This window comes from Rhodococcus sp. 06-462-5, assembly GCF_002258315.1.
Taxonomy (GTDB): domain Bacteria; phylum Actinomycetota; class Actinomycetes; order Mycobacteriales; family Mycobacteriaceae; genus Rhodococcoides.
In genome coordinates, this window is sequence record NZ_NOYD01000058.1 from 29,351 (window position 1) to 52,465 (window position 23,115).

Below are 23,115 nucleotides of genomic sequence, written 5' to 3' on the forward strand. Positions count from 1 at the left end.
GTGCGCGCAACTTCGTAGCAGGGGTAGAACTTTCGTGCACGACCTCGGTCAACCGGTGAACCCGTCCGCCACCGTCAGTACTTCGTCGAGGATCTCCAGTCCTTGACGAATCTCGTCCTCGGACGTCGTCAGCGGCGGGGCGATCTGGAGGCGGTTGCCTGCGACGAACGGCCACAGACCGCGGGACTTCGCCGCGGCGGTCACCGTGCCCATGGCCGCCGCGTCCTTGCCCGACGCGGCGAACGGCACCAGTGGTTCCCTCGTCGTGCCGTCCTTGACCAGTTCGACGGCCCAGAAGAATCCCTTGCCGCGCACCTCACCCACGCTCGGATGTGATTCGGCCAGCTTCGACAGGCCTGCGCCGAGTACGTCCTCGCCGACGTGGCGCACGTGCGGAAGGATCTTGTCGCGCTCGAACACTCCGATGGATGCCACGCCCGCGGCGCACCCGAGCACGTGGCCGGAGTAGGTCAACCCGCCTGGATACGGCTTGTGATCGAACTGCGAGGCGATCCTCTCCGAAATCACGACTCCGCCAAGGGGCACGTACCCGGAGTTGACTCCCTTGGCGAACGTGATCAGATCCGGTGTCACATCCCACGCCTGGCATGCGAACCACTCACCGATGCGCCCGAATCCGACCATCACTTCGTCGGCAATGTAGACGATTCCGTACTTGTCGCACAGCGCCCGAACGCCGGCCAGATAGCCGGGCGGAGGGATCAGCACACCGTTGGTGCCGATGACCGATTCGAGGATGAGGCCGGCAATGTTCTGCGCGCCCTCGAGCACGATGACCTGCTCCAGATGCGCCAGTGCTGCCGCCGTCTCGTCCTCGGGAGTCGTTGTGCCCCAGGGCGACCGGTACGGATACGGCCCGAAGAAGCGCACGACGTCGACGTTGGTGGGTTCGGTGCCCCATCGCCGAGGCTCGCCGGTGAGACCGATCGCAACTCCGGTTCCACCGTGGTACGAGCGATACGCGGCAAGCATCTTCGTACGCCCGGTGTGCTGCCGCGCCAGCCGCACCGCGTGCTCGACGGCTTCCGCGCCACCGGTCGTGAAGAACACTCGGTTGAGATCACCCGGGGCGCGATCGGCGATCAGCGCGGCGAGTTCACTGCGTTTGTTGTTGGCCACGGTCGGGGAGATGGTCGTCAGTACCTGCGCCTGCTCGACTATGGCGGCGACCACGTCGGGGTGTTGATGGCCGAGATTGACGTTGACCAACTGCGAAGAGAAGTCCAGGTATCGGTTGCCCTTGTCGTCCCAGAACCACGATCCCTCCGCACCTTCGACGGTGATCGGGTTCAGTTCGGCCTGCGCCGCCCAGGAGTAGAACACGTGATCCATCTACTTGCCGCCTTCCTCCAGTGTGACCTCTATCGGAGCGTACGACTCCCCGGTGACGTCCACACCGTCGGCCTTCAACAAATCGAGCGCCTGCGTGACGTACTCGTTGGTGTACGCCTCGGCATCGGGATCGGCGGTCAGCACCGTCGATCCTTCGGCATTCTTGGTGCTCTTGGCGATGTCGACCGTCTGCTGCCAGGCCGCCTCGTCGATCATGCCGATGCCCTCCGCGGACGGCCAGATCAGTTTGTTGACCTCGTTGACCTGCCAGAGCTGGTGACTCGCGCCGAGTGTCGAGCCCGCAGCGACGGTGATGTCGCGGCACGTTTCGACGTTGTCGCGGCAGAAGATCCAGCCCTTCAACGATGCCGCCAGGAATTTGACGGTCTGCTCCTGGTACGCCTCGTCGGACAGCTTGTCCGTGTTCGCCCAGATCGCGTCCTGCAGCATCGCGACGCCGTCGTCGTTCCAGTTCAGCGATGTGAAATCGTCTGCGGTGTAGAGCGCACCGGTTGCGGGGTTCACGGTCTCGAGCAACTGCGCGTACTCGTTGTACGACATCGCTTGGGCTGCAGCGATATCACCGGACAACAGGCCGTTCATGTCGAACTGCTGCTGCACCAACGTCACGTCGGAGGGACTGACCCCGGCTTTGGTCATACCGGCGAACAGCTCGAATTCGTTTCCGTAGCCCCAGTTTCCGACGGTCTTGCCCTGAAGGTCGGCGGGTGAGGCGATGTTCTGATCCTTGAACGAGACCTGCAAGGTGCCCGACTTCTGGTAGATCTGGGCCACGTCGGTGATGCCGGCTCCGGCCTCACGGGACGCGAGGGCCTTCGGTACCCACGCCACGGCATAATCGGCTTGTCCCTGCGCGAGCACGGTTTGCGGGACGATATCCGTTCCACCGTCGAGGATTTCGACGTCGAGCCCCTGTTCGGCATAGAAGCCCTGATCGACGGCGGCGAGGTAGCCCGCGAACTGGCCCTGTTTGAACCACTGCAGTTGCAGCTTGATCGTGGTGTCCCCGTCGGCACCGGTCTCGGTGTCGGTCGTGGTGGTACTGCACGCCGAGGCGACCACTGCCAGCGCCATCACGGCGGCGAGAAGAGATCGAGGGGTTCGGGTGATCTTCACGTTCATCTCCTAGGTACGACGCCGGGACACGAGCTTCTCGAGCAGCAGAACAACCAGAAAGAAGAGCAACCCGACTGCGATGGCACCCATCACGTAGGCCCACGCCCGTGGGTAGGCCGTGTTCGCCGCGGCGGAGGTGATCCGCGACCCCAAACCGTTCTGCAGTCCACCGAAGTACTCGCAGATGATGGCAGCAATGACAGCATTGGGAGCGGCAACCCGCAACCCGGTGAAGATGTGCGGAACGGCGGACGGGAGGCGGACGATTCGGGTGAACTGCCAACCACCCACGGCATACGACGTCATGAGGTCGTGGTGCACGGCCGTGACCTGACGCAGTCCCTTCGCCGCACTGACGAAGACCGGGAAGAACACGACGATGGTGACCACGAGCCGGCGCGGTAGATCGGTGGTCGAGGAGAACATCGAGTTGAACACCGGCGCAAGAGCGACGATGGGAACGGCTGCGGCACCCGCTGCCAACGGGGTGAGCAATTCGTCGACGATCCGCAGGCGAACCGCTGCCATTGCCGCGAGGAGACCGAGGACCGAGCCTGCGATCAACCCCACGAGAGCATTGGTTCCCGTTGCCAGACTTGCCGATCCGATGTTTCCGAGGTTACGCACGAATTGCTCGGCGATGGCACTCGGCGACGGCAGCAGGAACGACGGAACCCCCGCGACGACCGTGAGCATTTGCCACAGTGCGAGCGCCGCTGCACCGAACACCACCGGTGGCAGCCAGAGCTTCATCGCAGCTCCGCACTACGAACCGTACGGCCGTGCAACGCATCCCGAACCGCGGTGATGGAGGCGAAGAACTCCGCCGATTCGCGCGGATCTGAGTTCGCGTCGAATCTGCCGATCGTGAGCGTGTCGACGATCCGCCCCGGCCGAGGGGACATCACCACCACCCGATCGGACAGGTACACCGCTTCGGGAATCGAGTGGGTCACGAACACCACTGCCGCGCTCGACTCCTCGGCGATGCGCAGTAGGTCGTTCTGCATTTTCTCGCGGGTCATCTCGTCCAGGGCACCGAACGGTTCGTCCATCAGCAGCAGTCCCGGCGTTCGGGCCAGCGCTCGTGCGATCGCCACTCGCTGCTGCATCCCACCGGACAGCTGGCTGGGAAACTTCTCTGCGAAATCGGTGAGTCCGACGAGGTCCAGTAGTTCGCGAACCCGTTCTGCGCGTACGTTCTTGGGCACCTTGTGCAGTTCGAGCGGCAATGCGACGTTGGATTGCACTGTGCGCCAATCGAGCAACCCGGCCTGCTGAAAGGCGATGCCGTACTTCTGTTCGACACGGGCTCGGCGAGCAGTCAGACCGAACACCGACACAGCACCGGACGTGGGTTGCTCGAGATCGGCAACGATGCGGAGCAACGTCGACTTACCGCACCCCGAAGGCCCGATGAGCGAGACGAATTCACCGGGGGCAATCGCCAGCGATACATCCTCCAGCGCAGTCACTCCCCCGTCGAACGTCTTCCCGACGCCCTCGACGAGTACCGCGTGCTCGGTCATGACCGATCCTTTCGACCAGGTGAGCGGCCCGCGTACCGACCCAATGCGATGTCGAGCAGTGACACCAACCCGGTCACCACCAGTCCGAGCACCGCGGCGCCGAGAACGGCTGCGTACAGGCGGGATGCGTCTCCTGTTGCCTGCTGCGAGAACACGATGATCTGCCTGCCGATACCGCCGGTCGTTCCGGTGGAGATTTCGGCGACCACGGCACCGATCACGGCGGCGGCCGCGGCCAGACGCAGCGCCGGAATCAGATGAGGCACCGAGGCGGGTAGGCGTAGTCGAACGAGTGTGGTCCACCATCCGGACGCATAACTGTGCATCAGGTCCAACGCGGCCCGATCGGGTGCACGCAGGCCGCGCAGCATCCCCACCGCCACCGGGAAGAACGCGAGATACGACGCGATGACGGTGATGCTCATCCACGGCTGCCAGGCGTAACCGCCGATGGCGATCTTCCCGCCCCAGCCCGCGACGAGCGGTGCCAACGCGATCAGCGGAACCGTCTGCGAGACGATCACATACGGCAGCACGGACCGCTCGACCCACACGAATCGTTGCATCGCCACGGCCAGCACCAGCCCGACCACCGTCCCCAGCGCGAACCCCAGTACTGCGAGCCCGAAGGTGAACAGGCCACTGGACACGATCGCGGCACCGACACTGCGGGCCCCGGCGACGTTCACCTCGGGCTCGGTCAGCGCCGTCAACACCGACCACACGTGCGGTAGCGCGCCGTCGTCGGTGCGCGGAAGCACCCGAACTCCGGCGATACTCACCCCGTTCTCGGGGACGAGCACTTTCACCAGCTCCCAGAACACCAGCAGCAAGCCGACGGCCGCCACTGCCATCAACGGACGTCGTACTCCTCGACTCGCACCGGCGGGAGTAGGTGTCACCACCGAGGCCTGATCGAGAACGCTCGTCACGACGTTGCCGTCACGCTCGGTCGGATCTGCGGAATGATGCTCTCTCCGTACGCTTCCAGCGTCGCTGCTTTGGCGTCGTGCTGGAGGTACACCGAGAACTGGTCGACTCCGAGTGTCTCCAACTCCTTCAGCTTGGCGATGTGATCGGCTGGGGTGCCAAGCAGGCAGAACCTGTCGATCACCTCGTTCGGGACGAATTCGGCGTGCGAATTGCCTGCTCGACCGTGCTCGTTGTAGTCGTACCCTTTGCGCGCCGCGATGTAGTCGGTGAGTGCCTGTGGGACACCGCCGCCATCGCCGCCGTAGCGCGAGACGATATCTGCGACGTGGTTGCCGACCATCCCGCCGAACCAACGACACTGGTCTCGGGCGTGTTCCAGCCCTGCGTCGGTGCCGTCGGTGACGTAGGCGGGAGCCGCAACGCAGATCGAGATCGAATCCGGGTCGCGACCGGCCTGCTCGGCCGCAGCCCGGACCCGGCCGATCGTCCACGCCGCGATGTCGGGATCGGCCAGCTGCAGAATGAACCCGTCCGCCACCTGTCCGGTGAGCTCGAGGGCTTTGGGGCCGTACGCCGCGACCCACACCTCGAGTCGGGACCGCTCCGCCCACGGGAACTGCACCGTCGTCTCCCCGACCCGGGCACTTCGCCCGTTGGCCAAGCTGCGGATCACCTCGATCGATTCCCGCAGCGTGGCAAGGGTTGTCGGCTTCCCGCCGAGGGCACGGACGGCCGAATCACCGCGGCCGATGCCGCAGACGGTCCGATTGCCGAACATGTCGTTGAGCGTCGCGAACGTCGATGCCGTCACCGTCCAGTCGCGCGTGGCCGGATTGGTGACCATCGGACCGACGGTCACCCGCCTCGTCGCGGCCAGAATCTGGCTGTAGATGACGTACGGTTCCTGCCACAGCAGATGCGAATCGAACGTCCATACGTGCGAGAAGCCGTGTGTCTCTGCCTGCCTGGCCAGGTCGACAACTCTCGACGCCGGCGGATTGCACTGGAGTACTACCCCGATGTCCATGGCTCAGATCAGATTCTGAGACAGGTCGCGTCGGACGAAGCGGCCGTGTCCCGCAGTGCCGGAATAGGATCCACCGTCGACGATGATCCGGCCACGCGAGATCACGGTGTCGACGTGCCCGTCGATCTCGAAACCTTCGTATGCCGAATAGTCCATGTTCATGTGGTGGGTCTTGTCGACACCGATGCTGGTGTGCCCGTTCGGGTCGTAGATCACGATGTCCGCGTCGGCACCCGGGCTGATCACGCCTTTCCTCGGGTACATGCCGAACATCCGAGCCGGGGTGGTGCAGCAGACGTCGACCCACTTCTCGAGCGTGATCCTGCCGCTCTTGACGCCCTGGAACATCAGATCGATGCGGTGTTCCACCGAGCCGATCCCGTTGGGAATCTTGGAGAAATCGCTGATACCCATCTCCTTCTGATCCTTCATGCAGAACGGGCAGTGATCGGTACTGACGGTCGCCACGTCACCGGTGCGCAGGTACCGCCACAACTCGTCCTGATGCCCCTCCGCTCGCGATCGCAACGGCGTCGAGCAGACCCACTTGGCACCCTCGAAGCCCGGTGCACCGAGTTGTTCCTCGAGCGACAGATACAGGTACTGCGGACATGTCTCGGCAAAGACGTTCTGCCCGTTACCCCGGGCCTGCGCGATCTGTTCCAGGGCCTGCTTGGCAGAGACGTGTACGACGTAGAGCGGTGCACCGGTGACGTTGGCCAACATGATGGCTCGGTGCGTCGCCTCCTCTTCGAGCTGCCACGGCCGTGACGTGCCGTGGAAGTACGGGGCGGTGTCTCCACGCGCGATCGACTGAGCAACGAGAACATCGATCGCGATGCCGTTCTCCGCGTGCATCATCAGCAGTGCACCCGTTTCGGCTGCGGACTGCATGGCGCGCAGGATCTTGCCATCGTCGGAGTAGAACACGCCCGGGTAGGCCATGAAGAGTTTGAAACTGGTGACGCCCTCGGATACCAACTCGCTCACGGCTTTCAGAGAGTCGTCGGTGACGTCGCCGATGATCTGATGGAAGCCGTAGTCGACGGCGCACTGCCCCGCGGCCTTGTCGTGCCATTGCGCCAGAGTGTCCTGGACGCGCTGACCGGGGGTCTGAATCGCGAAGTCCACGATCGTCGTCGTGCCACCCCACGCCGCTGCGCGCGTTCCGGTTTCGAAGGTGTCGGAGGCGAACGTACCGCCGAACGGCATCTCCATGTGCGTGTGCCCGTCGACCCCACCCGGGATCACGTACTTCCCGGTCGCGTCGACGACGACGTCCGCCGAGGTCTTCAGGTCCGCGGCCAAGGAAACCGATCCGGGTGCCATCACTGCGACGATGGTCTCACCGTCGATGAGAACATCCAATTCCTGTGCGCCGGTGGTGGATACCACGGTCCCACCGTGCACGAAGGTGGTGGCCATCAGGGTTGCACCAGCGGGCCGTATGCGTCGGGTCTACGGTCACGATAGAACGCCCACCGGTCGCGGACCACCTTGATCAAATCCATGTCGAGGTCACGCACGATTATTTCGGGTTCCGAATCCGACGCCACCTCGCCGACGAATTTGCCTTCGGGGTCCACGAAATAACTGGTGCCGTAGAAGTCGTCGTCACCGTATTCGGATTCGATTCCGACTCGATTGATCGCGCCCACGTAGTACTCGTTGGCGACGGCCGAGGCGGGTTGTTCGAGCTTCCACAGGTAGTTCGACAGGCCCCGCGAGGTGGCCGACGGATTGAAGACGATTTCGGCGCCGGCAAGACCGAGTGCGCGCCACCCTTCCGGGAAATGCCTGTCGTAGCAGATGTAGACACCGATACGCCCGACCGCGGTGTCGAACACCGGCCACCCCAGATTGCCGGGACGAAAGTAGAACTTCTCCCAGAATCCGTTCACGTGGGGGATGTGGTGTTTTCGATACTTGCCGAGATACGTGCCGTCCGCATCGACGACGGCAGCCGTGTTGTACAGAAGTCCGGGTTGTTCCTGCTCGTAGACGGGCAGAATCATCACGATTCCGAGTTCCTTCGCCAATGCCGCGAAACGGTCGACGGTGGGCCCGGGTACCGATTCTGCGTATTCGTAGAACTTCGCATCCTGTAGCTGACAGAAGTACGGACCGTAGAAAAGCTCTTGGAAACAGACGACTTTCGCGCCCTGCTCGGCGGCGGACCGAGCAAACCCCTCGTGCGCCGCGATCATCGATTCTTTGTCACCGGTCCACTTGCTTTGGACCAGAGCAGCTCGAACTGTGGACATCATTGGCACCCAATCTCTCGCTGGCTTGCACCCTCAAGATATTTTGCGCCGTGTTACGGGATCGTTCGGCCGGTTTCGTATGTATTAATCGTCGGAACTGTTCACGAGTGTGGAAGGAGTGCGCGCACGGCCTCGATGGAGTCCGCGGTGGCGAGGTTCTTGTCGGGGCGATACCGCAGTACGCGCGCGAATCTCAGGGCCACACCGCCGGGGTAACGCGAGCTGACCTGCACGCCGTCGAGTTCGATTTCGACGATCAACTCGGGGCGCAGGTACACGGTGTGCTCGTCACGCTCGCGCTCGTGTTTCGGGAATTCGTCGGTCTGCCATTGCAGCAGAACGTCGGTCAGGCCTTTGAAGGTCTTGCCGACCATGATCGGGTCACCGCCGTCGGGATCGCGAGCTCCGAGGTGCAGGTTGGACAGGTAACCGGTGCGACGCCCGTATCCCCACTCGGCTCCCAGGACGACGAGGTCGAGGGTGTGCTCGGGTTTGACCTTCTGCCAGCTCTTTCCGCGGCGGCCTGCGGCGTACGGCGCACCGAGAGCCTTGAGCATGACCCCTTCGTGACCGGCGTCGAGTGCAGCGTCGAAGTGGGCTGCGGCCGCGTCCGCATCGGGCCGGACGGCACTGGGAATTCGGTGCCCCGGGGCCACCCGATCCAGTGCGGCCAGGCGCTGCTCCAGCGGGACATCGAGCAGGTCCACACCGTCGAGGTGCAGGCAGTCGAAGAAATAGGGCTGCAGCAGCAGCTCGTGCGCGCTCTCGGCACCGAACCGACTCATCGTTTCCTGGAACGGTCTCGGGCGGCCGCTGTCCTCGAGCGCGAGGGTCTCCCCGTCCAGTACCACCGAATCGCACGGCAACGCGAGAACCAGATCCACCAGCTCGGGCACACTCGCAGTGATGTCGCGCAGAGTTCGGGTGTAGATGCTCACGTCGGTTCCGGAGCGGTGCACCTGAATTCGCGCACCGTCGAGCTTGTATTCGACGGTGACATCGCCGGACAGCTGTTCCCAGGCACCGCGCAGAGATTCCGCGGGCGACGCCAGCATCGGCCGGACCGGTCGACCCACCTCGAGCCGGAATGCATCGAGCGCGTCGACACCACCGGTGATGGCGGCAACGGCCGTCGCGGGCAAACGACCCGACAGCATGAATGCGCGACGCACCGGTGCCTGCGGCAGGTTCGTGGCCGCGGCAACAGCGTCGACCATGATTCCTTCGAGCGCGCCCTGCCGCAGCTCGCCGGTGACGAGCCGGATCAGAAACCGACGCTCCTCGGCCGTACTCCGAGAGAACAGGTCGGTCAGCAGCGCTACCCGGCGAGCAGCAGAACCGGCCCCCGACGTCGCCGCGACCGAAGATACAGCCTCGTCCACCTCGGCAACCGTCAGCGTCGAGTCCGCAGCAGCCGCAACGTCGAGATCGGCCAACGTGCGCCAGCCCACGCCTATCCGCCCCTGCGGCAACTCCCCCGACAGCCAGGACACGGCGGGCTCGATGTCACCGACTTCGGCCTCGGCCAGCAAGGCACCGATCTGCTCGATCTTGGCCTTGCGCGAACGCGTCGCTGAAACAGCACGGGACGTTTCGACGATCCTCGACATCAACACACACCGAACATAACCGCCCCTACCGACAGCGTGCTGACATCCAATTGTTACCGGTGTGACTCGAGCGACTGGTGTTCTTGCTGTTACGTTCGATTCATGTCAGCCACGTCCGTGCGAGAAAGCGCATGGACGACGTCTCAGCTGAATCCGAGCACGCGGTCGCCCCACGCAGCGCGCATGTCGCCGTCTGGGTCGTCGACGAGAGTGTCGGATGTATCGATCACCAGCGTCCAGCGAGTCTTCTCGGTGTACGGAGCCCAATGCTTGGACGCGTCCAGCGCCGCGGGAACGCCGTACCGCGCGAAGGCGAGCCAGCGTCTCTGCATCCGCGCCGACACCGCCATTGCCGGCTTTCGGCCACCGAGCCAGAAGGTGGGGTCTCGGCTGAGCGTTCCGAAATTGCCGAAGACATACGGCAGTTCGGTCGCGTGGCCGGCTCCCACTCGAGCGGCCTTGAGCATCGGCGTCGCATGATCGAATCGGTACATCCATGTCGGCGAGTGCCTGCTGTGCCCGTCGGCGATCCACACGCTCGGCATGAGGAATCCAGCGTCGCGCGACATGGCCTGTGCCCCAGCCGGTTTGTCTCGGTCCGGGTATGCCGCCATGATCTCGGCGACTCGATAGGCAGGCAGGTCCGCGTGGTCGTGAGCGATGGCGCGGAACATCTCGGAGACGGTGTCGGAGGTGATAGGCATCAACGGAGACTTCATGAATCGGAAGATCGAGGGCTCGTCGTGGTTGGTGCCGATGATCAACGGGATTTTGTGCGAGAGACCCTTCTGGAAGGCTGCCACGGGATAGCGCGGCACGATATCCCCGTCGACGACCGGCGAAAGACCAAGTGTGCCAGGCACTGTCGTCGGGATCTCGTAGCACAACGTGTCGCCGGCCGTGACCAGTCTGGTGAAATGCATCTCGAACAGTTCACCGATGTCTTCCCGGTCGACACCCACCAATTCCAGGAATCTCGACGCCACCGCGGCTCCGCGTTCGGGGCCGTACACCGAGGTCGCGGGCGCGCTCTGCACGATCGCTCGCTGGAACAGGCCCTCGGCCTTCGGAGAGGTCATCAAGGTGGTGACGGACGCTCCCCCGGAGGATTCGCCGAACACCGTCACCTGATCGGGATCGCCGCCGAACGCGGAGATGCACTCGCGGACCCACTGCAGTGCGGCAATCTGATCTCGCAGTCCCAGATTGGTCTCGAAGGTGTGCTCGTCGGTGGAGAACGACGAGAGGTCGAGGAACCCGAACGCGCCGAGACGAAAGTTGATGGTCACCACCACCACGTCGCCGTTCTCGCTGAGGTTTTTTCCGTCGTAGACCCGCTGGGCCGACGATCCGAGCGAGTACGCACCGCCGTGGATCCACACCAGCACCGGCCGCAGTTCTGCCTCGGGACGGGGAGCCCAGACGTTGAGCGTGAGGCAGTCCTCGGAAATCGACAGCGACGGGTCGATCGGCACCGGACTGTCGCGGCCCTGCGGAGCCATCGCACCGAACTCGAGGCCGTCCAGCACTCCCGCCCAGGGCTGCAACGGTCTCGGTGCCCGGAACCGGAGCTTGCCCACCGGAGGCGTGGCGTAGGGAATACCCCGCCAGGCCACGATCGGCGACGCATCGGCAGCGACCGGATAGCCGAGAACGTCGCCGTAGGGCGTGCTCACGAGCACGGTGGAATCGGACGCAGCGGAATCGGACGCAGTGACCATGGAACCTCCCGTTCGGTCGTTGCCCAACGTACCAACATCAACCATCCCCTCGGCGACGATACGCACAGCGTCGACGCCCGCGAGCCAAGGAATCGGCGATGAAGAGAATCGGAAGTGCCACAGTGGCAGTCGTCGGGGCGTGCCTGCTCGGAGCCTGCGGTACGAGCGGCGAAGGCAACGGTCCGATGGCCACCGTGATCACCGACCGCCCCACCCCGATCACCACGGCTCCCTCCGTCCCTTCTGTTACGTCGGCATCACCGTCCATCACGGCGACCACCACGCCGACGTCCACCACGGCGACGTCGACGAGTCCTGCTGCAGCTCAGGCGAAGCCGCAGGACTACGCAGGAAAAGCACCCGGCTGGTACTACTTCTCCAGCCCCAGCGGAAAATTCGAGTGCGGTATCGCCGTCCTCGAATCATCGATCGCCGGATGCCACGGATCACTCCCTGATTCGGCACCCGAGGTTCCCGGTAGCGGGGCGTCGGGATCGGCGGTGAAACCCAATGCCGTGCAGCTGATTGCCGGGTCCCCGGCGAAGTTCGAGAGCCTCGGCGATCCCAAGTTCCACCGTTTCGACGGCCCTGCGGCGGCCTTGCCGTACGGCGAGGTGCTCACCGTCCCCGGAAGTGGCTCCACCAACGGTCTGCAGTGCAGCATCGACGAGCAGACCGGGGTCACGTGCTCCGATCAGGTCGGCCACGGTTTCACCGTCTCGGACGAGGATTTCGACCTTCGCTGACGGTCTCGTTCGCGCGGCAAATTACCAGGCGTAATGTCCGGGGACGGTACGACAATCCCTGCCGTACGGTCTCTCCAGCGGCCGACGCCCGTGCGCGCGGCCGGAAGGTGCATCACTCATGAATCAGACCTCGGACCGCCACACAGCGAAGGTCATCGGCGTCAGCATCGCCGCTGCTGTGGGCGGGTTCCTGTTCGGCTTCGACAGCTCGGTCATCAACGGCGCTGTCGACTCGATCGAAGATCACTTCCTCCTCGGCTCGTTCACCACCGGCTTCGTGGTCGCGATCGCCCTCATCGGGTGCGCAGTGGGTGCCTGGTTCGCAGGCAGCCTCGCAGACCGTTGGGGACGCAAGAAGGTCATGCTGCTGGGCTCGGCCCTGTTCGTCGTTTCCTCGATCGGCTCGGGACTGGCGTTCAGCGTCCCCGACCTCATGCTCTGGCGAGTGCTCGGCGGACTCGGAATCGGCATCGCCTCGGTGATCGCACCGGCGTACATCGCCGAGATCGCTCCCGCCAAGTGGCGCGGCTCCTTGGCCTCGCTCCAGCAATTGGCCATCACCATCGGCATTTTCGCTGCCCTGCTGTCGGACGCCCTTCTCGCCGGTGCCGCCGACGGCGCGTCCAACGACCTGTGGTTCGGCATCGAAGCATGGCGCTGGATGTTCCTCGTCGGCGTGATTCCCGCTCTCGTGTACGGGTTGCTGGCAACCCTGATTCCGGAGTCTCCGCGTTACCTCGTCGGTCAGCATCTCGACGAGGAAGCGGCCCGCGTCCTGGCCGAGATCACCGGTGAATTGCATCCGGACGAGCGCGTCCACGAGATCAGGCTGACGCTACGCAAGGAGTCCCGCTCGTCGTTCGCCGATATTCGCGGGCCGAAGTTCGGCCTGCAACCCATCGTCTGGGTGGGCATCACGATGGCCGTGCTGCAGCAGCTGGTCGGCATCAACGCGATCTTCTACTACTCGACGACGCTGTGGCGTTCGGTCGGCTTCACCGAGGATCAATCGTTCACCACCTCGGTCATCACCGCCGTGATCAACGTGGTCATGACATTTGTGGCAATCCTGTTCGTCGACCGAATCGGCAGGCGCAAGCTGCTGATGGCGGGCTCGATCGGCATGTTCGGCGGACTCGTCATGGCGTCGGTGGCATTCTCGCAGGCGACCGGCAGCGGCGACGACGTCACGTTGCCCGCTCCGTGGGGTGCGATCGCGCTGGTCGGGGCCAATCTGTTCGTCATCTTCTTCGCCTCGACATGGGGTCCGATCATGTGGGTCATGCTCGGTGAGATGTTCCCCAACCGCATGCGTGCCATGGCGCTAGGCATCGGCACCGCAGCCAACTGGATGGCCAACTTCGCTGTCACGCTTGCTTTCCCGCCACTGACGTCATCTGTGGGCTTGTGGGCGATCTACGCAGGATTCGCTCTGTTCGCCGCGCTGTCGTTCTTCTTCGTCAAGGCCAAGATCAGGGAGACCAAGGGCATGGAACTCGAGGACATGCTGGGCTGACGCCGGACCGCAGATACAGGGGCGGCAGCAGCGTCACCGGGTGACCGGTGTTACTGTCGCTTTCGTTCTGACACGGGGTGTGTCCGCCGATGCGGATGCTGAGATCAAACCCGCCGAACCTGATGCAGGTAATGCTGACGAAGGGATGTCAAGGCGATGACGCCTGTTGTATCTGCGGACCCTGTCCGCTTCACCGATCTACTGTGGGATGCGTCCGAGAACATTCGACGCGCGATCGACGACCTCGAGTTCCTCCGGCTTCTCGGAGCGGGAACACTCCCGCTCGATGCGTTCCGTCGGTACCTCGAGCAGGATTCGCTCTATCTCGGTGGGTACGTCAAGTCGCTGTCACTACTGGCAGCACACGCACCGAACCCGATCGCCGGAGCGTTCTGGGCGAGCGCCGCCGCGAGCGCGATGGACGAGGCCGCCTCGCACGAAGAGATGCTGACCGGTGGAGCGCTGCCCGCGTCGACGCGGACACCCGAGCCTTCACCGGCATGCCTCGGTTACACCTCCTACCTGACCGCGACTGCGGCAACCGAACCGTATCCTGTTGCAGCAGCAGCTGTTCTGCCATGTTTCTGGATCTACGCCGACGTGGGCCGCTCACTCGCCGGTGCCGCGAAGGCGGTTCTCGATCGCGATCCCGACCACCCGTACGCGCGGTGGGTAGCCGCTTACGACGCACCCGAATTCCATGCCATCGTCGACGCCGCCAGAACATTCGTGGACGACGCGGCGGCTGCCGCGACTCCGATACAGCGCGAGCAGATGATCGACGCGTTCGTGGTGGCATCGAGGTACGAATTGATGTTCTGGGACAGCGCTTTACATCCCACCCCGTGGCCCCTGGCCGAGAGTGCGGTGTACGCATGAGAACCACTCGAATCCTCGCCACGTTGGCGGCGGCCGTCGTTGCCACGACCGGACTGGTGGGCTGCTCGCAGTCGACCAACTCCGACACCATTCGGTTCGCGTTGGACTGGACACCGAACACCAACCACACCGGCCTGTATGTGGCCCTGCAGGAAGGCTATTTCGCCGACGCCGGTCTGGACGTGGAGATTTTGCCGTACAACAACACCGCGGCGGACACTCTCGTCGATGCCGGAAACGCCGAATTCGGTATCAGCACACAGAGTTCGGGTGTGTTCGCCACCTCGGCGGGCGCGCAGATCGTCTCGGTCCTCGCGCCGCTCCAACATTGGGCGACCGGCATCGGAGTCCGCGCAGATCGAGACGACATCCCGAGCCCGAAGGCACTCGACGGCAAGGTCTACGCCGGCTTCGGCGAATCCGGTGAGCAAGCCGGACTCCAGCAGGTCATCAAGAACGACGGTGGCACAGGCGAATACGAGACCGTCGTCCTGGGAACCTCGGCGTACGAGGCGGTGTATTCGGGGACCGCGGACTTCACCGTCTCCTATTTCGCGTGGGAAGGCATCGAGGCCGAGCACAGCGGAACCCCGATGAAGTACTTCGACTACACCGACTACGGTTTTCCCGACGCCTACGCCATCACGATCAGCGGCAACGAGCCCTGGCTTGCAGCCCATCCGGACCAGGCCGAGAAGTTCGTCCAGGCACTTCAGCGCGGCTACCAACTCGCTGCCGACGATCCGGACAAGGCCGCACAGGATCTGATCGACGCCAATCCGGGAACGTTCACCGACGAATCACTCGTCTTCGAGAGCCAGGAGATGCTCGCGGCGAAGTACATGAAGGACTCGTCCGGCGAAGTAGGACGACAGAGTATCGACAAGTGGACGGCGTACTCCAAGTTCCTTTACGACAGTGGTGTGTTGGCCGATCAGAACGGCGTGCCTCTGACCGCGGAGCCGGACTGGTCGACCTACTTCACCAATGACTACCTCGGCGATCGATGAGGCGGTAGCCGCTGACCGAGGATCTTTCTCGTTCAGCGGTATCCGAGCCTCGCTGCGTTGGGCATGGCCTGCGCTGACCGTCGTCGTTCTGATCATCGCCGCCTGGCAGCTCTACGTACAGATCAGTGGCATCCGGCCCCAGGTGTTGCCGTCCCCCGGCCGCGTGGTGGTCCAGGGTTGGGCGCAACGCGATGCGATCGCCGAGAACGCGGCGGCCACCTTGCAGGTGACCCTCGTCGGCTTCGCTGTCTCCCTGGCCCTGGCTTGGTTGCTGGCCGTCGCGGTGGATTTCTCGCCGTGGCTGCGGCGCGCGTTCGTTCCCCTCTTCGTCGTATCGCAGACGCTTCCGATCATCGCGATCGCGCCACTGTTGATCATCTGGTTCGGCTTCGGGCTGCTTCCGAAAATTTTGGTCATAGCACTGGCCACGTTCTTCCCCATGGCCATCGGGCTCATCGAGGGTTTCGCGGCGGCCGATCGGGATGCGCGATCATTGCTGGCCAGCATGGGTGCCTCACGCTGGCAACAGTTTCGATACGTGCGGTTACCGTCGGCGCTTCCCCGGTTCTTCACCTCGTTGCGCATCGGAATCACCTACGCCGTCGTCGGTGCGATCTTTGCCGAGTATGCCGGGGCCAGTGCGGGACTCGGCATCTACATGAGCCAACAGAAGAACTCGTTTCGTACCGATCTGGTTCTCGCCGCGGTTGCCGTGACGGCCGTGATCAGTGTGGTCCTGTTCGTCTCCACCTTCCTGGTGGAGCGGCTCGTCGCGCCTTGGGCGCGCCACGGTTCGGCGGGTCTTCATGTCTGACGCCGACACATGCATCGATGTTCGCGATCTCACCAAGTCATTCGGCGAGAAGCCCGTACTCGACGGCATGTCGTTCGGAGTTCGTCCCGGCGAGTTCGTGTCGATCATCGGCCCGAGCGGTTCCGGTAAGAGCACGGTGTTCAACATGCTGGCCGGACTCGACAGGCCGGATTCCGGCACGGTTCGAGTACCGCCGTGCGCCTACATGCCGCAGAAGGATCTGCTGTTTCCGTGGCGTTCGGTGTTGGACAACACCACCCTCGGGCTCGAAGTGCAGGGCGTTGCCAAGACGGAGGCGCGGGCGCGGGCACGCGAGCTGTTTCCGGTGTTCGGCCTGGACGGGTACGAGTCGGCCAGACCGTTCGAGCTCTCCGGCGGCATGCGCCAGCGAGCGGCGCTGCTGCGCACGGTGGTGCAGGGACGATCGGTACTACTGCTCGACGAACCGTTCGGGGCATTGGACTCGTTGACTCGAAGCGACATGCAGGCCTGGTTGCAGCAGGTCTGGTCGGAGTTTCGGTGGACGGTGCTGATGATCACGCACGACATCCGCGAGGCGGTCTATCTCTCCGATCGCGTGATCGTCCTCTCCCCCAGACCTGCCCACGTTCGACGGCAGATCGAGGTGACGCTGCCCCGCCCACGCGGGCTGGAGATCGTCACGACGCCGCAGTTCGCGGCGGTCGAGAAGCAGTTGATGGACGTTCTGCTCAGCGCGCCGACGCTCTGATCGGTACTCGCGAGTTCAGGTGACACAGGGCTCAGTCGACACAGGGGATGCCGCCGTCGCTGTGCACACCCTCGTCGGAGGCCATTGCCGGATCCAGGGACCGATCCGGTGCGACGACCTCGAGCGGGGGCGGCGTCGTTGCTGGATCAGGTGCCGATGTGATCGGCGGTGCGGGCGCAGGCGCGCCGCCGATCAACCGCGCGGCCTCGGCCCTGACGGCATCGACGTCGACGAGGTTGACGTCCTGCCCGTCGATCGTGTCGTAGCCCGTGATCGGGAGCGTGTAGAAATCGATGTCGCCGTGCATGACTGCACCCGCTCCCCCTGCGAGCTTCACCGGATCCAAGGATGCGTCGATCACGACGTCGTTCTTGGTTCCTGCTACGAGCGCCCGGAGTTCGCCGATGTTCGCCATGACTCCGGATGAGCTGAGCTTGGCCATCACTCCAGCCACGAAGGCCTGCTGTCGTTTGGTTCGATCGAGATCGCCGTTGTCGAGGCCGTGGCGTTGCCGGACGAAGGACAGCGCCTGCGAAGCGCTCAGTTCTTGCGCGCCGGCCGCGAAGTCCGCCCCCGAATAGTTGTCGTGCACCGGATTGTTCAGGCACACCTGAATGGGCCCGACGGCGGTCGCAACGTCGTAGAAGCCCAGAAGGTTCACCTCGGCAAAATGATCGATCGGCACGTCGAGCAGATCTCGAACCGCGGTCAATGTCGATCGTCGACTCGCGTCGCGCGCTCGACGCTCGCGTTCGGCCGGATCGGCGACGCCCTCGTCGAGCAACTCGGTATCGGCGTCGGCTTTCGCAAGTCCGTACGCCTCCTTGATCTTTCGCTTGCCGTATCCGGGAACGTCGACGTAGTCGTCGCGGGGTATCGACAGCGCAGTCGCCCGTCCACCGTCGGCCGGAAGGTGCACCAGCAACAGTGTGTTCGTGTTGTAACCACCGACGTCGCTGTCGCCCGCATGCAGCGCATCGGTGACGAACTCGGCAGGCAGGTCGTTGCCATCCATGTCCTTGCGACTGTCGAGGCCGATCAACAAAATATTGGTGTCCTCGCCGTTGCCATTCGGATCGTTGTTCGCGATGCCGTCGAGCGCGTCCGAGGTGGTCAGTCCCGTGGTGGCTTCGCGGTACACCGCAAACCCGATTCCACTCACCACGATCGAGGCAACTGCCGCAGTGGCGACGAAAATCCGGCCGATTCGTAGCGCGAGGCCGCGGTTGCGCGACGGCGTCCTGATGCGATGGCGCCCCGATCCACGTTCACCGCGGGTGGTGTCTTTGCCTGGGACGTTCGAAAGCACCTCGCCAGGCTACTCGGCCCTCACCTTGCGGTTGTTGCACCCAATCGCAGCGCAAGATCGTCGACGGCGGAAAACGCCGCCTCGAGATTGGCTCGTGCCTGCGGAATCTGAGGTGCGAGCGCCGGCACCCGTTCGGCGAGCGTCAGGTCGACCGGAACGAAGTGCACGTTCATCCCCAGCGCAACCCCGAGCACCTGTCGCAATTGCGCGGTGGTGTGGTCGGCGGACGCGTTGTCGGTACCGGGGGTGTAGTCGTTTCCCCGACTGGTCACCACGACCACGGGCTTGCCGACGAGAGGTGCCGTGTCCGTGTCGAATGGCACGGTGATACCCGGAACGTGTACGTAGTCGATCCATGCTTTCAGGGTCGACGGGATCGACCAGTTGTACATCGGCGCGCCGATCAGCACCGCGTCCGCCGAGATCAGTTCCTCGATCAGTTCGACCTGCAACGCCTCGGCGGATGGATCCACGGTTTCGTCGGCGGTTCGCAGACGAGGTGCCCAGTGCAACGCCGAGGTGGGTAGGTGCGGCAGCGGACTCGAGTGCAGGTCTCGATGGATCACCGAGTGGTCGGTGCCCATGCCGTGCCAGGCGTCCGAGAATCGGGCCGTCACCCGGCGGCTTATCGAGCGATCCGGGTCGGCGGACGAATCGAGGTGCAACAACTGGGGCACTGGAACACTCCTCACATGCTGGGTGCTTCGAGCCTATGCGTACCGACGCCCGTGCCCGCTCCTATCCTGGACGAATGGACTTCCGATTCGTCATGCCTGCCCTCGAGTCGCGATCGGCCAACTCGTTGGCCGCGGTCGTTCACGACCAAACCGGAGCAGACGTCGACATCAGAATCGGCGGCTCGGAGGTTCGGCTCGACGACGCAGCACGCAATGCGGTGTTGGAACTTCTCACCCAGCTCTCGACCGGACGGGCGGTGGCCATCGGTACCGTGGACGAGTTGCTGACCACCTCGCACGCTGCCGAGGTCCTCGGTGTCTCCGACACCTACGTCAGACGGTTGGCCGATGCAGGCGACCTACCGACCGAAATGCGCGGCACTCACAGACGATTTCGGCTCGAAGACCTTCTGCGGCATCGTGATCGATTCCGGTGACGGTGCGCATTGCCGTCACCCGGCCTCACGTTCGAAGTGCTCGGACTGGACGGTCATGAGATCACGGAACGCCTGCCCGGCAGCCAGCCAGAGTTGCTCGGAGTCGATGTAGTCCACCCCTCGGATCTCGACATCGCCCAGGTACGCACCGACGTCGACCGACAACATTCCGATGACCGACGAGACGTCGGCATCGAGATACGCGGACTGGGTGTTCTGCAGTTCACGAAACTGGGCCGAGAAAAACTCGGCAGGGATCCTTCGATCGACGAACTGCGCGATGAGGAACAGGAAACGGGATGCGTGGGCTGTGCCCAACCGAAAGGAATGTTCCATGGTGAATACCTCTCCCCACGGTCGACAGCACCCCTCGCACTGTCGACCGTTGAGCTCGCTGATACTCGAATTTCGATGCACGGACGAACTCTCGAACATCGATTCGACCCAGGGGCTAAACAGGGAGCTCGTCCTACCAGGGCTAGATTAATCGGACCTTTGTCCCGTTTTTACCGGAAATGCCGATTTGGTGAGGAGTCACAACAAAGCAGTCGTGAGCTGTAGTTCTCTACTGAAACGATCCCAGCGGAGCGCGATCCGGAGTGTCCAGCTGCCAGAACTGCCAGCCGTCGCGCTCCTCGACATCCCCACTGATATGCGTGGCTACTGCACTGGCAGCGACGGAAGGATTGTCGAACCGTCGGCCTTCCATCGGGCCTGCGGTGATTTCGAGCCGCTGCGTCTCGGGATCGTAGCGGCCACTCAACCGATAGCCCTCGCAATCGGCGACCACCCGAACCCGGTTGTCGATCACTTCTTCTTCCACGGCCGCCTTGGCCGATTTACGAGGCGCCTTCACCCGAGGAGTACGAACCCACGTCTGTTCGGGGCCGAGGTCGACCGTCGTGTCCAAGGTCGAACTCAGACCCAGCAGGTCCCAGCGCTCGCTGCCGTGCAGCACTCTGTCCAACGCGATGGCGTGGTGCCCGGTCCTGGTACGCAGTGGCGAATCCTGGACCCACAGGTCCACCTCTCCGCGAATGTCGGTGGCCATCTCTTCCGACGAGACCATGTAGAAGCGCGGCTCTTCGTTCGCGAGATCGACGAACACCCAATACGAGGATCCGGTGTCGTCGCTCTCGAGCGATTCGTCCTGCCTGCGGGCCTTCCAATCACCCGTCACCTTCGATCGCACTCGGACAATGCACGACGACGTGCCGTCCATCGACCAAACCTGCACGGGATTGCGACGCGACGTCGTCAGCCGCTCCGCGCGTCCACCGCGCTGAGCTACGGTTCGGATGAATGCCTTGATTCCCCGGTCGGATGTGTCTTCCACGGATTGCCACCTTCAGCCTCGAGAGCGCCCCGTACTTATGAAGAGCGGTGTTGCGACGGGTGGCGCCTGCACGACTCGGTTTCTCTCACCCTACTGCGTCGATGCGTGCTCGAGTAACCGCAGAACACCCCATAGGACGAGTTCCGGTTACCGTGGTGACACCGAACTCGACGAGGAGGTACCACCATGGCGGTCGAGATCACCCACGACAGTGCCGACCATCGATTCGTCATCTACGTCGACTCCGAGTTGGCCGGCTACTCGGAATACCTCGAATCGGACAGTTCCAGAACGTTTCATCACACCGTGACGCTTCCGCAGTTTCGCGGCCGAGGACTTGCCGCTGCCCTCACCGAATACGCTCTCGACGACACCAGCACACAGGGATTGCGCGTTGTCCCTGCGTGCTGGTTCGTTCGCGACTTCATCGCAGCCGCGGGCGATCGCTATTCACATCTGATGAAGCCTTGACGATCAGCGACGGGACGACATCACCCCGAAGCTGATCTCGGATTCCGATTCGCCGTCGTTCGAGGCCACCGCCTTCGCAGCCTCACTCTCACGTGAATCCGGTTCTGCGACAGTTTCTTCGGAAGCTCGTTCCGACGCAACCCGACGCCGTTCGTAGTTCTGCACACCACGTGCAACGCGTTGTCGGTGTTCGTTCAGGATTTCTTCGTAGTGGTACATCTGTTCTCCTACAACAAGAGTGGACGCCGCCCACAGAGCATTACCGTGCGGCGAAGAATGGGATCGATGGGTGTACATCATCGGACGGAATGCTTCGATTCGCCCGAAGGCCTACTCAGAGAGCACGATCGGCGACAATGGCAAACCGCGTGCAGACGACTCGACGGTCTGCGCAATTCGCTTCTGCTGCCATTGTCCACCTCCACGGTCTCTGCGATGTGCCTGTGCCACGATCATGCACGGACGCCGCGACGAACTCCACCGATTAAATTCTGCGAGCACAACAGACGAAGTGTCCGTGCACCAATTAGTTTGGTGCAGAGACTATTCCGCGACAGATGCGACCTTCCGGACGGCGTGGTGGGCAGACGGCAACACCTGCGCTGCGCGATGATATTCGTACCTACCGTCACCTGAGTCGAGGCCAAGACTCCGAACTCGCATACGCGCGCGCGTTTGTCCTCGGTGCGCAATCCGCAGGTGCCTCGCGCACGGCATCCGGCCTGTGACTCCTGTGTCCGCAAATGCGCGCGCGTTTGTTCTCGTGCGATGCAGTCCGCCTCCGCCTCGCGCGCCGGCATCCGGCCTGTGACTCCTGTGTCCGCAAATGCGCGCGCGTTCGTCAGGTGCGCGGGGATTGGTGAGTGGTCGGGGTGCGATTCCGCGTGCAGGTGGCGAATGCGCGCGCGTTTGTCCGAGGGGGTGGGAGGAGGGCGGCTGTCGGGGTGCCGAAACGCTCGGGGGGCCGCCGGTGTGCGCGCCGGCATCCGAGTTCGGCGCGGATCGTCGCGAATGCGCGCGCATTTGTCAGGTGCGCGCAGATTGGGGAGCGGTCGGGGTGCGATTGTGCGCGCGGATAGCGACTGCGCACGCGTTTGTCGGGGTGGTGGGGGTGCAGGGACGCTCGGGGCTGGGGGCCGGCAGTCGGCCTGCGAGTCTCGTGTCCGCACGTGCGCGCGTTCGCCGGGAATGCACGGGGTGGTCTATCGCAGGCAATTGTCGGGGTGGTTTCGAAATGCAGAATGCCCCCGGACCTGGTGGTCTGGGGGCATTCTGGAATGTTGTGTTCGGCGGTGTCCTACTCTCCCACACCCTGTCGAGTGCAGTACCATCGGCGCTGGAGGGCTTAGCTTCCGGGTTCGGAATGGGACCGGGCGTTTCCCCTCCGCTATGGCCGCCGTAACTCTGCGAAACATCAGTCACGAGCGGTCTCAGTCGGAGAACACGACCCCCGACGTGCAGTCTGGGGTGGTGTTTCATTCTTGGACCTGTATTCGATTGTGCGTGCTGAATCAACTCGTGTGTTGTTTCAGATATTGCACAGTGGACGCGTAGCTTCTTTGTGGTAAGTCCTCGGCCTATTAGTACCAGTCACCTGCATCGGTTACCCGACTTCC

The 23,115-nt window shown here is 63.6% G+C and carries 22 protein-coding genes, 1 rRNA gene and 1 riboswitch; of the genes, 8 read left to right on the forward strand and 15 right to left on the reverse strand.

Annotation, left to right across the window (positions count from 1 at the left end):
• Nucleotides 1–48: 48 nt before the first annotated feature.
• The 10 genes from CH251_RS25500 to CH251_RS25545 all read right to left on the reverse strand — a co-directional run bounded on the left by CH251_RS25500 (nucleotide 49) and on the right by CH251_RS25545 (nucleotide 11,574).
• Nucleotides 49–1,353: an aspartate aminotransferase family protein gene (locus tag CH251_RS25500; RefSeq protein WP_094615599.1), complete on the reverse strand. Its 1,305-nt coding sequence runs from the start codon at nucleotides 1,351–1,353 to the stop codon at nucleotides 49–51.
• Nucleotides 1,354–2,490 carry an ABC transporter substrate-binding protein gene (locus CH251_RS25505; protein WP_094615619.1) on the reverse strand — a complete coding sequence of 379 codons (1,137 nt, stop codon included), beginning with the start codon at nucleotides 2,488–2,490 and terminating at the stop codon, nucleotides 1,354–1,356. It abuts the gene before it with no gap.
• A gap of 9 nt (nucleotides 2,491–2,499) precedes the next feature.
• Nucleotides 2,500–3,243, reverse strand: coding sequence for an ABC transporter permease (locus tag CH251_RS25510; protein WP_094615600.1), 744 nt, complete (start codon nucleotides 3,241–3,243; stop codon nucleotides 2,500–2,502).
• Nucleotides 3,240–4,019 (reverse strand): ABC transporter ATP-binding protein, encoded by a 780-nt coding sequence (locus tag CH251_RS25515; RefSeq protein ID WP_094615601.1) that lies wholly within the window; start codon nucleotides 4,017–4,019, stop codon nucleotides 3,240–3,242. The genes CH251_RS25510 and CH251_RS25515 overlap by 4 nt, the downstream gene beginning before the upstream one ends.
• Complete coding sequence (locus CH251_RS25520; RefSeq protein ID WP_094615602.1) at nucleotides 4,016–4,951, reverse strand: ABC transporter permease; 936 nt, start codon at nucleotides 4,949–4,951, stop codon at nucleotides 4,016–4,018. The genes CH251_RS25515 and CH251_RS25520 overlap by 4 nt, the downstream gene beginning before the upstream one ends.
• Nucleotides 4,948–5,979, reverse strand: a complete 1,032-nt coding sequence (locus CH251_RS25525) for a TIGR03842 family LLM class F420-dependent oxidoreductase (RefSeq protein WP_094615603.1) — start codon at nucleotides 5,977–5,979, stop codon at nucleotides 4,948–4,950. The genes CH251_RS25520 and CH251_RS25525 overlap by 4 nt, the downstream gene beginning before the upstream one ends.
• Before the next feature lie 3 nt (nucleotides 5,980–5,982).
• Nucleotides 5,983–7,404 (reverse strand): dihydropyrimidinase, encoded by a 1,422-nt coding sequence (gene hydA / locus CH251_RS25530; RefSeq protein ID WP_094615604.1) that lies wholly within the window; start codon nucleotides 7,402–7,404, stop codon nucleotides 5,983–5,985.
• Nucleotides 7,404–8,243, reverse strand: a complete 840-nt coding sequence (locus tag CH251_RS25535; RefSeq protein WP_198289438.1) for a nitrilase-related carbon-nitrogen hydrolase — start codon at nucleotides 8,241–8,243, stop codon at nucleotides 7,404–7,406. Before CH251_RS25535 ends, hydA begins: the two co-directional genes overlap by 1 nt.
• 101 nt (nucleotides 8,244–8,344) lie before the next feature.
• A complete protein-coding gene (locus CH251_RS25540; RefSeq protein ID WP_094615605.1) occupies nucleotides 8,345–9,859 on the reverse strand; it encodes an ATP-dependent DNA ligase in 1,515 nt (504 codons plus the stop codon).
• A gap of 137 nt (nucleotides 9,860–9,996) precedes the next feature.
• Nucleotides 9,997–11,574: a carboxylesterase/lipase family protein gene (locus tag CH251_RS25545; RefSeq protein ID WP_094615620.1), complete on the reverse strand. Its 1,578-nt coding sequence runs from the start codon at nucleotides 11,572–11,574 to the stop codon at nucleotides 9,997–9,999.
• Nucleotides 11,575–11,672: 98 nt separating this feature from the next.
• Here CH251_RS25545 and CH251_RS28095 point away from each other — a divergent pair, with 98 nt between their 5' ends.
• From CH251_RS28095 to CH251_RS25575, 6 genes are all read left to right on the forward strand, one after another.
• On the forward strand, nucleotides 11,673–12,320 hold the full coding sequence (locus CH251_RS28095) for a hypothetical protein (protein WP_256979307.1): 648 nt from the start codon (nucleotides 11,673–11,675) through the stop codon (nucleotides 12,318–12,320).
• Between the two features lie 118 nt (nucleotides 12,321–12,438).
• Nucleotides 12,439–13,836: a sugar porter family MFS transporter gene (locus CH251_RS25555; RefSeq protein WP_094615606.1), complete on the forward strand. Its 1,398-nt coding sequence runs from the start codon at nucleotides 12,439–12,441 to the stop codon at nucleotides 13,834–13,836.
• 63 nt (nucleotides 13,837–13,899) lie between these two features.
• Nucleotides 13,900–13,999, forward strand: a riboswitch (TPP riboswitch).
• Nucleotides 13,993–14,715 (forward strand): TenA family protein, encoded by a 723-nt coding sequence (locus CH251_RS25560; protein ID WP_094615622.1) that lies wholly within the window; start codon nucleotides 13,993–13,995, stop codon nucleotides 14,713–14,715. (Overlaps the previous riboswitch by 7 nt.)
• Entirely contained in the window at nucleotides 14,712–15,725 is a 1,014-nt protein-coding gene (locus tag CH251_RS25565) for an ABC transporter substrate-binding protein (RefSeq protein ID WP_094615607.1), read from the forward strand. The genes CH251_RS25560 and CH251_RS25565 overlap by 4 nt, the downstream gene beginning before the upstream one ends.
• Nucleotides 15,703–16,539 (forward strand): ABC transporter permease, encoded by an 837-nt coding sequence (locus CH251_RS25570; protein WP_179273575.1) that lies wholly within the window; start codon nucleotides 15,703–15,705, stop codon nucleotides 16,537–16,539. Before CH251_RS25565 ends, CH251_RS25570 begins: the two co-directional genes overlap by 23 nt.
• A complete protein-coding gene (locus CH251_RS25575; protein WP_094615608.1) occupies nucleotides 16,532–17,269 on the forward strand; it encodes an ABC transporter ATP-binding protein in 738 nt (245 codons plus the stop codon). Before CH251_RS25570 ends, CH251_RS25575 begins: the two co-directional genes overlap by 8 nt.
• Before the next feature lie 31 nt (nucleotides 17,270–17,300).
• On the opposite strand, the gene CH251_RS25580 is transcribed toward CH251_RS25575, so the two are convergent.
• Together CH251_RS25580 and CH251_RS25585 are read right to left on the reverse strand one after the other, a co-directional pair.
• On the reverse strand, nucleotides 17,301–18,578 hold the full coding sequence (locus CH251_RS25580) for an LCP family protein (protein WP_094615609.1): 1,278 nt from the start codon (nucleotides 18,576–18,578) through the stop codon (nucleotides 17,301–17,303).
• A gap of 20 nt (nucleotides 18,579–18,598) precedes the next feature.
• The gene (locus tag CH251_RS25585) at nucleotides 18,599–19,255 is read right to left on the reverse strand and encodes an FMN-dependent NADH-azoreductase (RefSeq protein ID WP_094615610.1); all 657 of its coding nucleotides are present in this window, start codon (nucleotides 19,253–19,255) and stop codon (nucleotides 18,599–18,601) included.
• Nucleotides 19,256–19,329: 74 nt separating this feature from the next.
• Here CH251_RS25585 and CH251_RS25590 point away from each other — a divergent pair, with 74 nt between their 5' ends.
• Nucleotides 19,330–19,692, forward strand: a complete 363-nt coding sequence (locus tag CH251_RS25590; RefSeq protein WP_094615611.1) for a helix-turn-helix domain-containing protein — start codon at nucleotides 19,330–19,332, stop codon at nucleotides 19,690–19,692.
• A gap of 15 nt (nucleotides 19,693–19,707) precedes the next feature.
• On the opposite strand, the gene CH251_RS25595 is transcribed toward CH251_RS25590, so the two are convergent.
• Nucleotides 19,708–20,028, reverse strand: coding sequence for a homoserine dehydrogenase (locus CH251_RS25595; protein ID WP_094615624.1), 321 nt, complete (start codon nucleotides 20,026–20,028; stop codon nucleotides 19,708–19,710).
• Nucleotides 20,029–20,257: 229 nt separating this feature from the next.
• Nucleotides 20,258–21,028: a hypothetical protein gene (locus CH251_RS25600; RefSeq protein ID WP_094615612.1), complete on the reverse strand. Its 771-nt coding sequence runs from the start codon at nucleotides 21,026–21,028 to the stop codon at nucleotides 20,258–20,260.
• A 186-nt stretch (nucleotides 21,029–21,214) separates the two neighbouring features.
• Between CH251_RS25600 and CH251_RS25605 the strand changes: the two genes are divergently transcribed.
• On the forward strand, nucleotides 21,215–21,499 hold the full coding sequence (locus CH251_RS25605) for a GNAT family N-acetyltransferase (protein ID WP_094615613.1): 285 nt from the start codon (nucleotides 21,215–21,217) through the stop codon (nucleotides 21,497–21,499).
• A 1,284-nt stretch (nucleotides 21,500–22,783) separates the two neighbouring features.
• Here CH251_RS25605 and rrf read toward each other — a convergent pair.
• Nucleotides 22,784–22,900 (reverse strand): 5S ribosomal RNA (rrf, locus tag CH251_RS25615).
• Nucleotides 22,901–23,115: the final 215 nt, after the last annotated feature.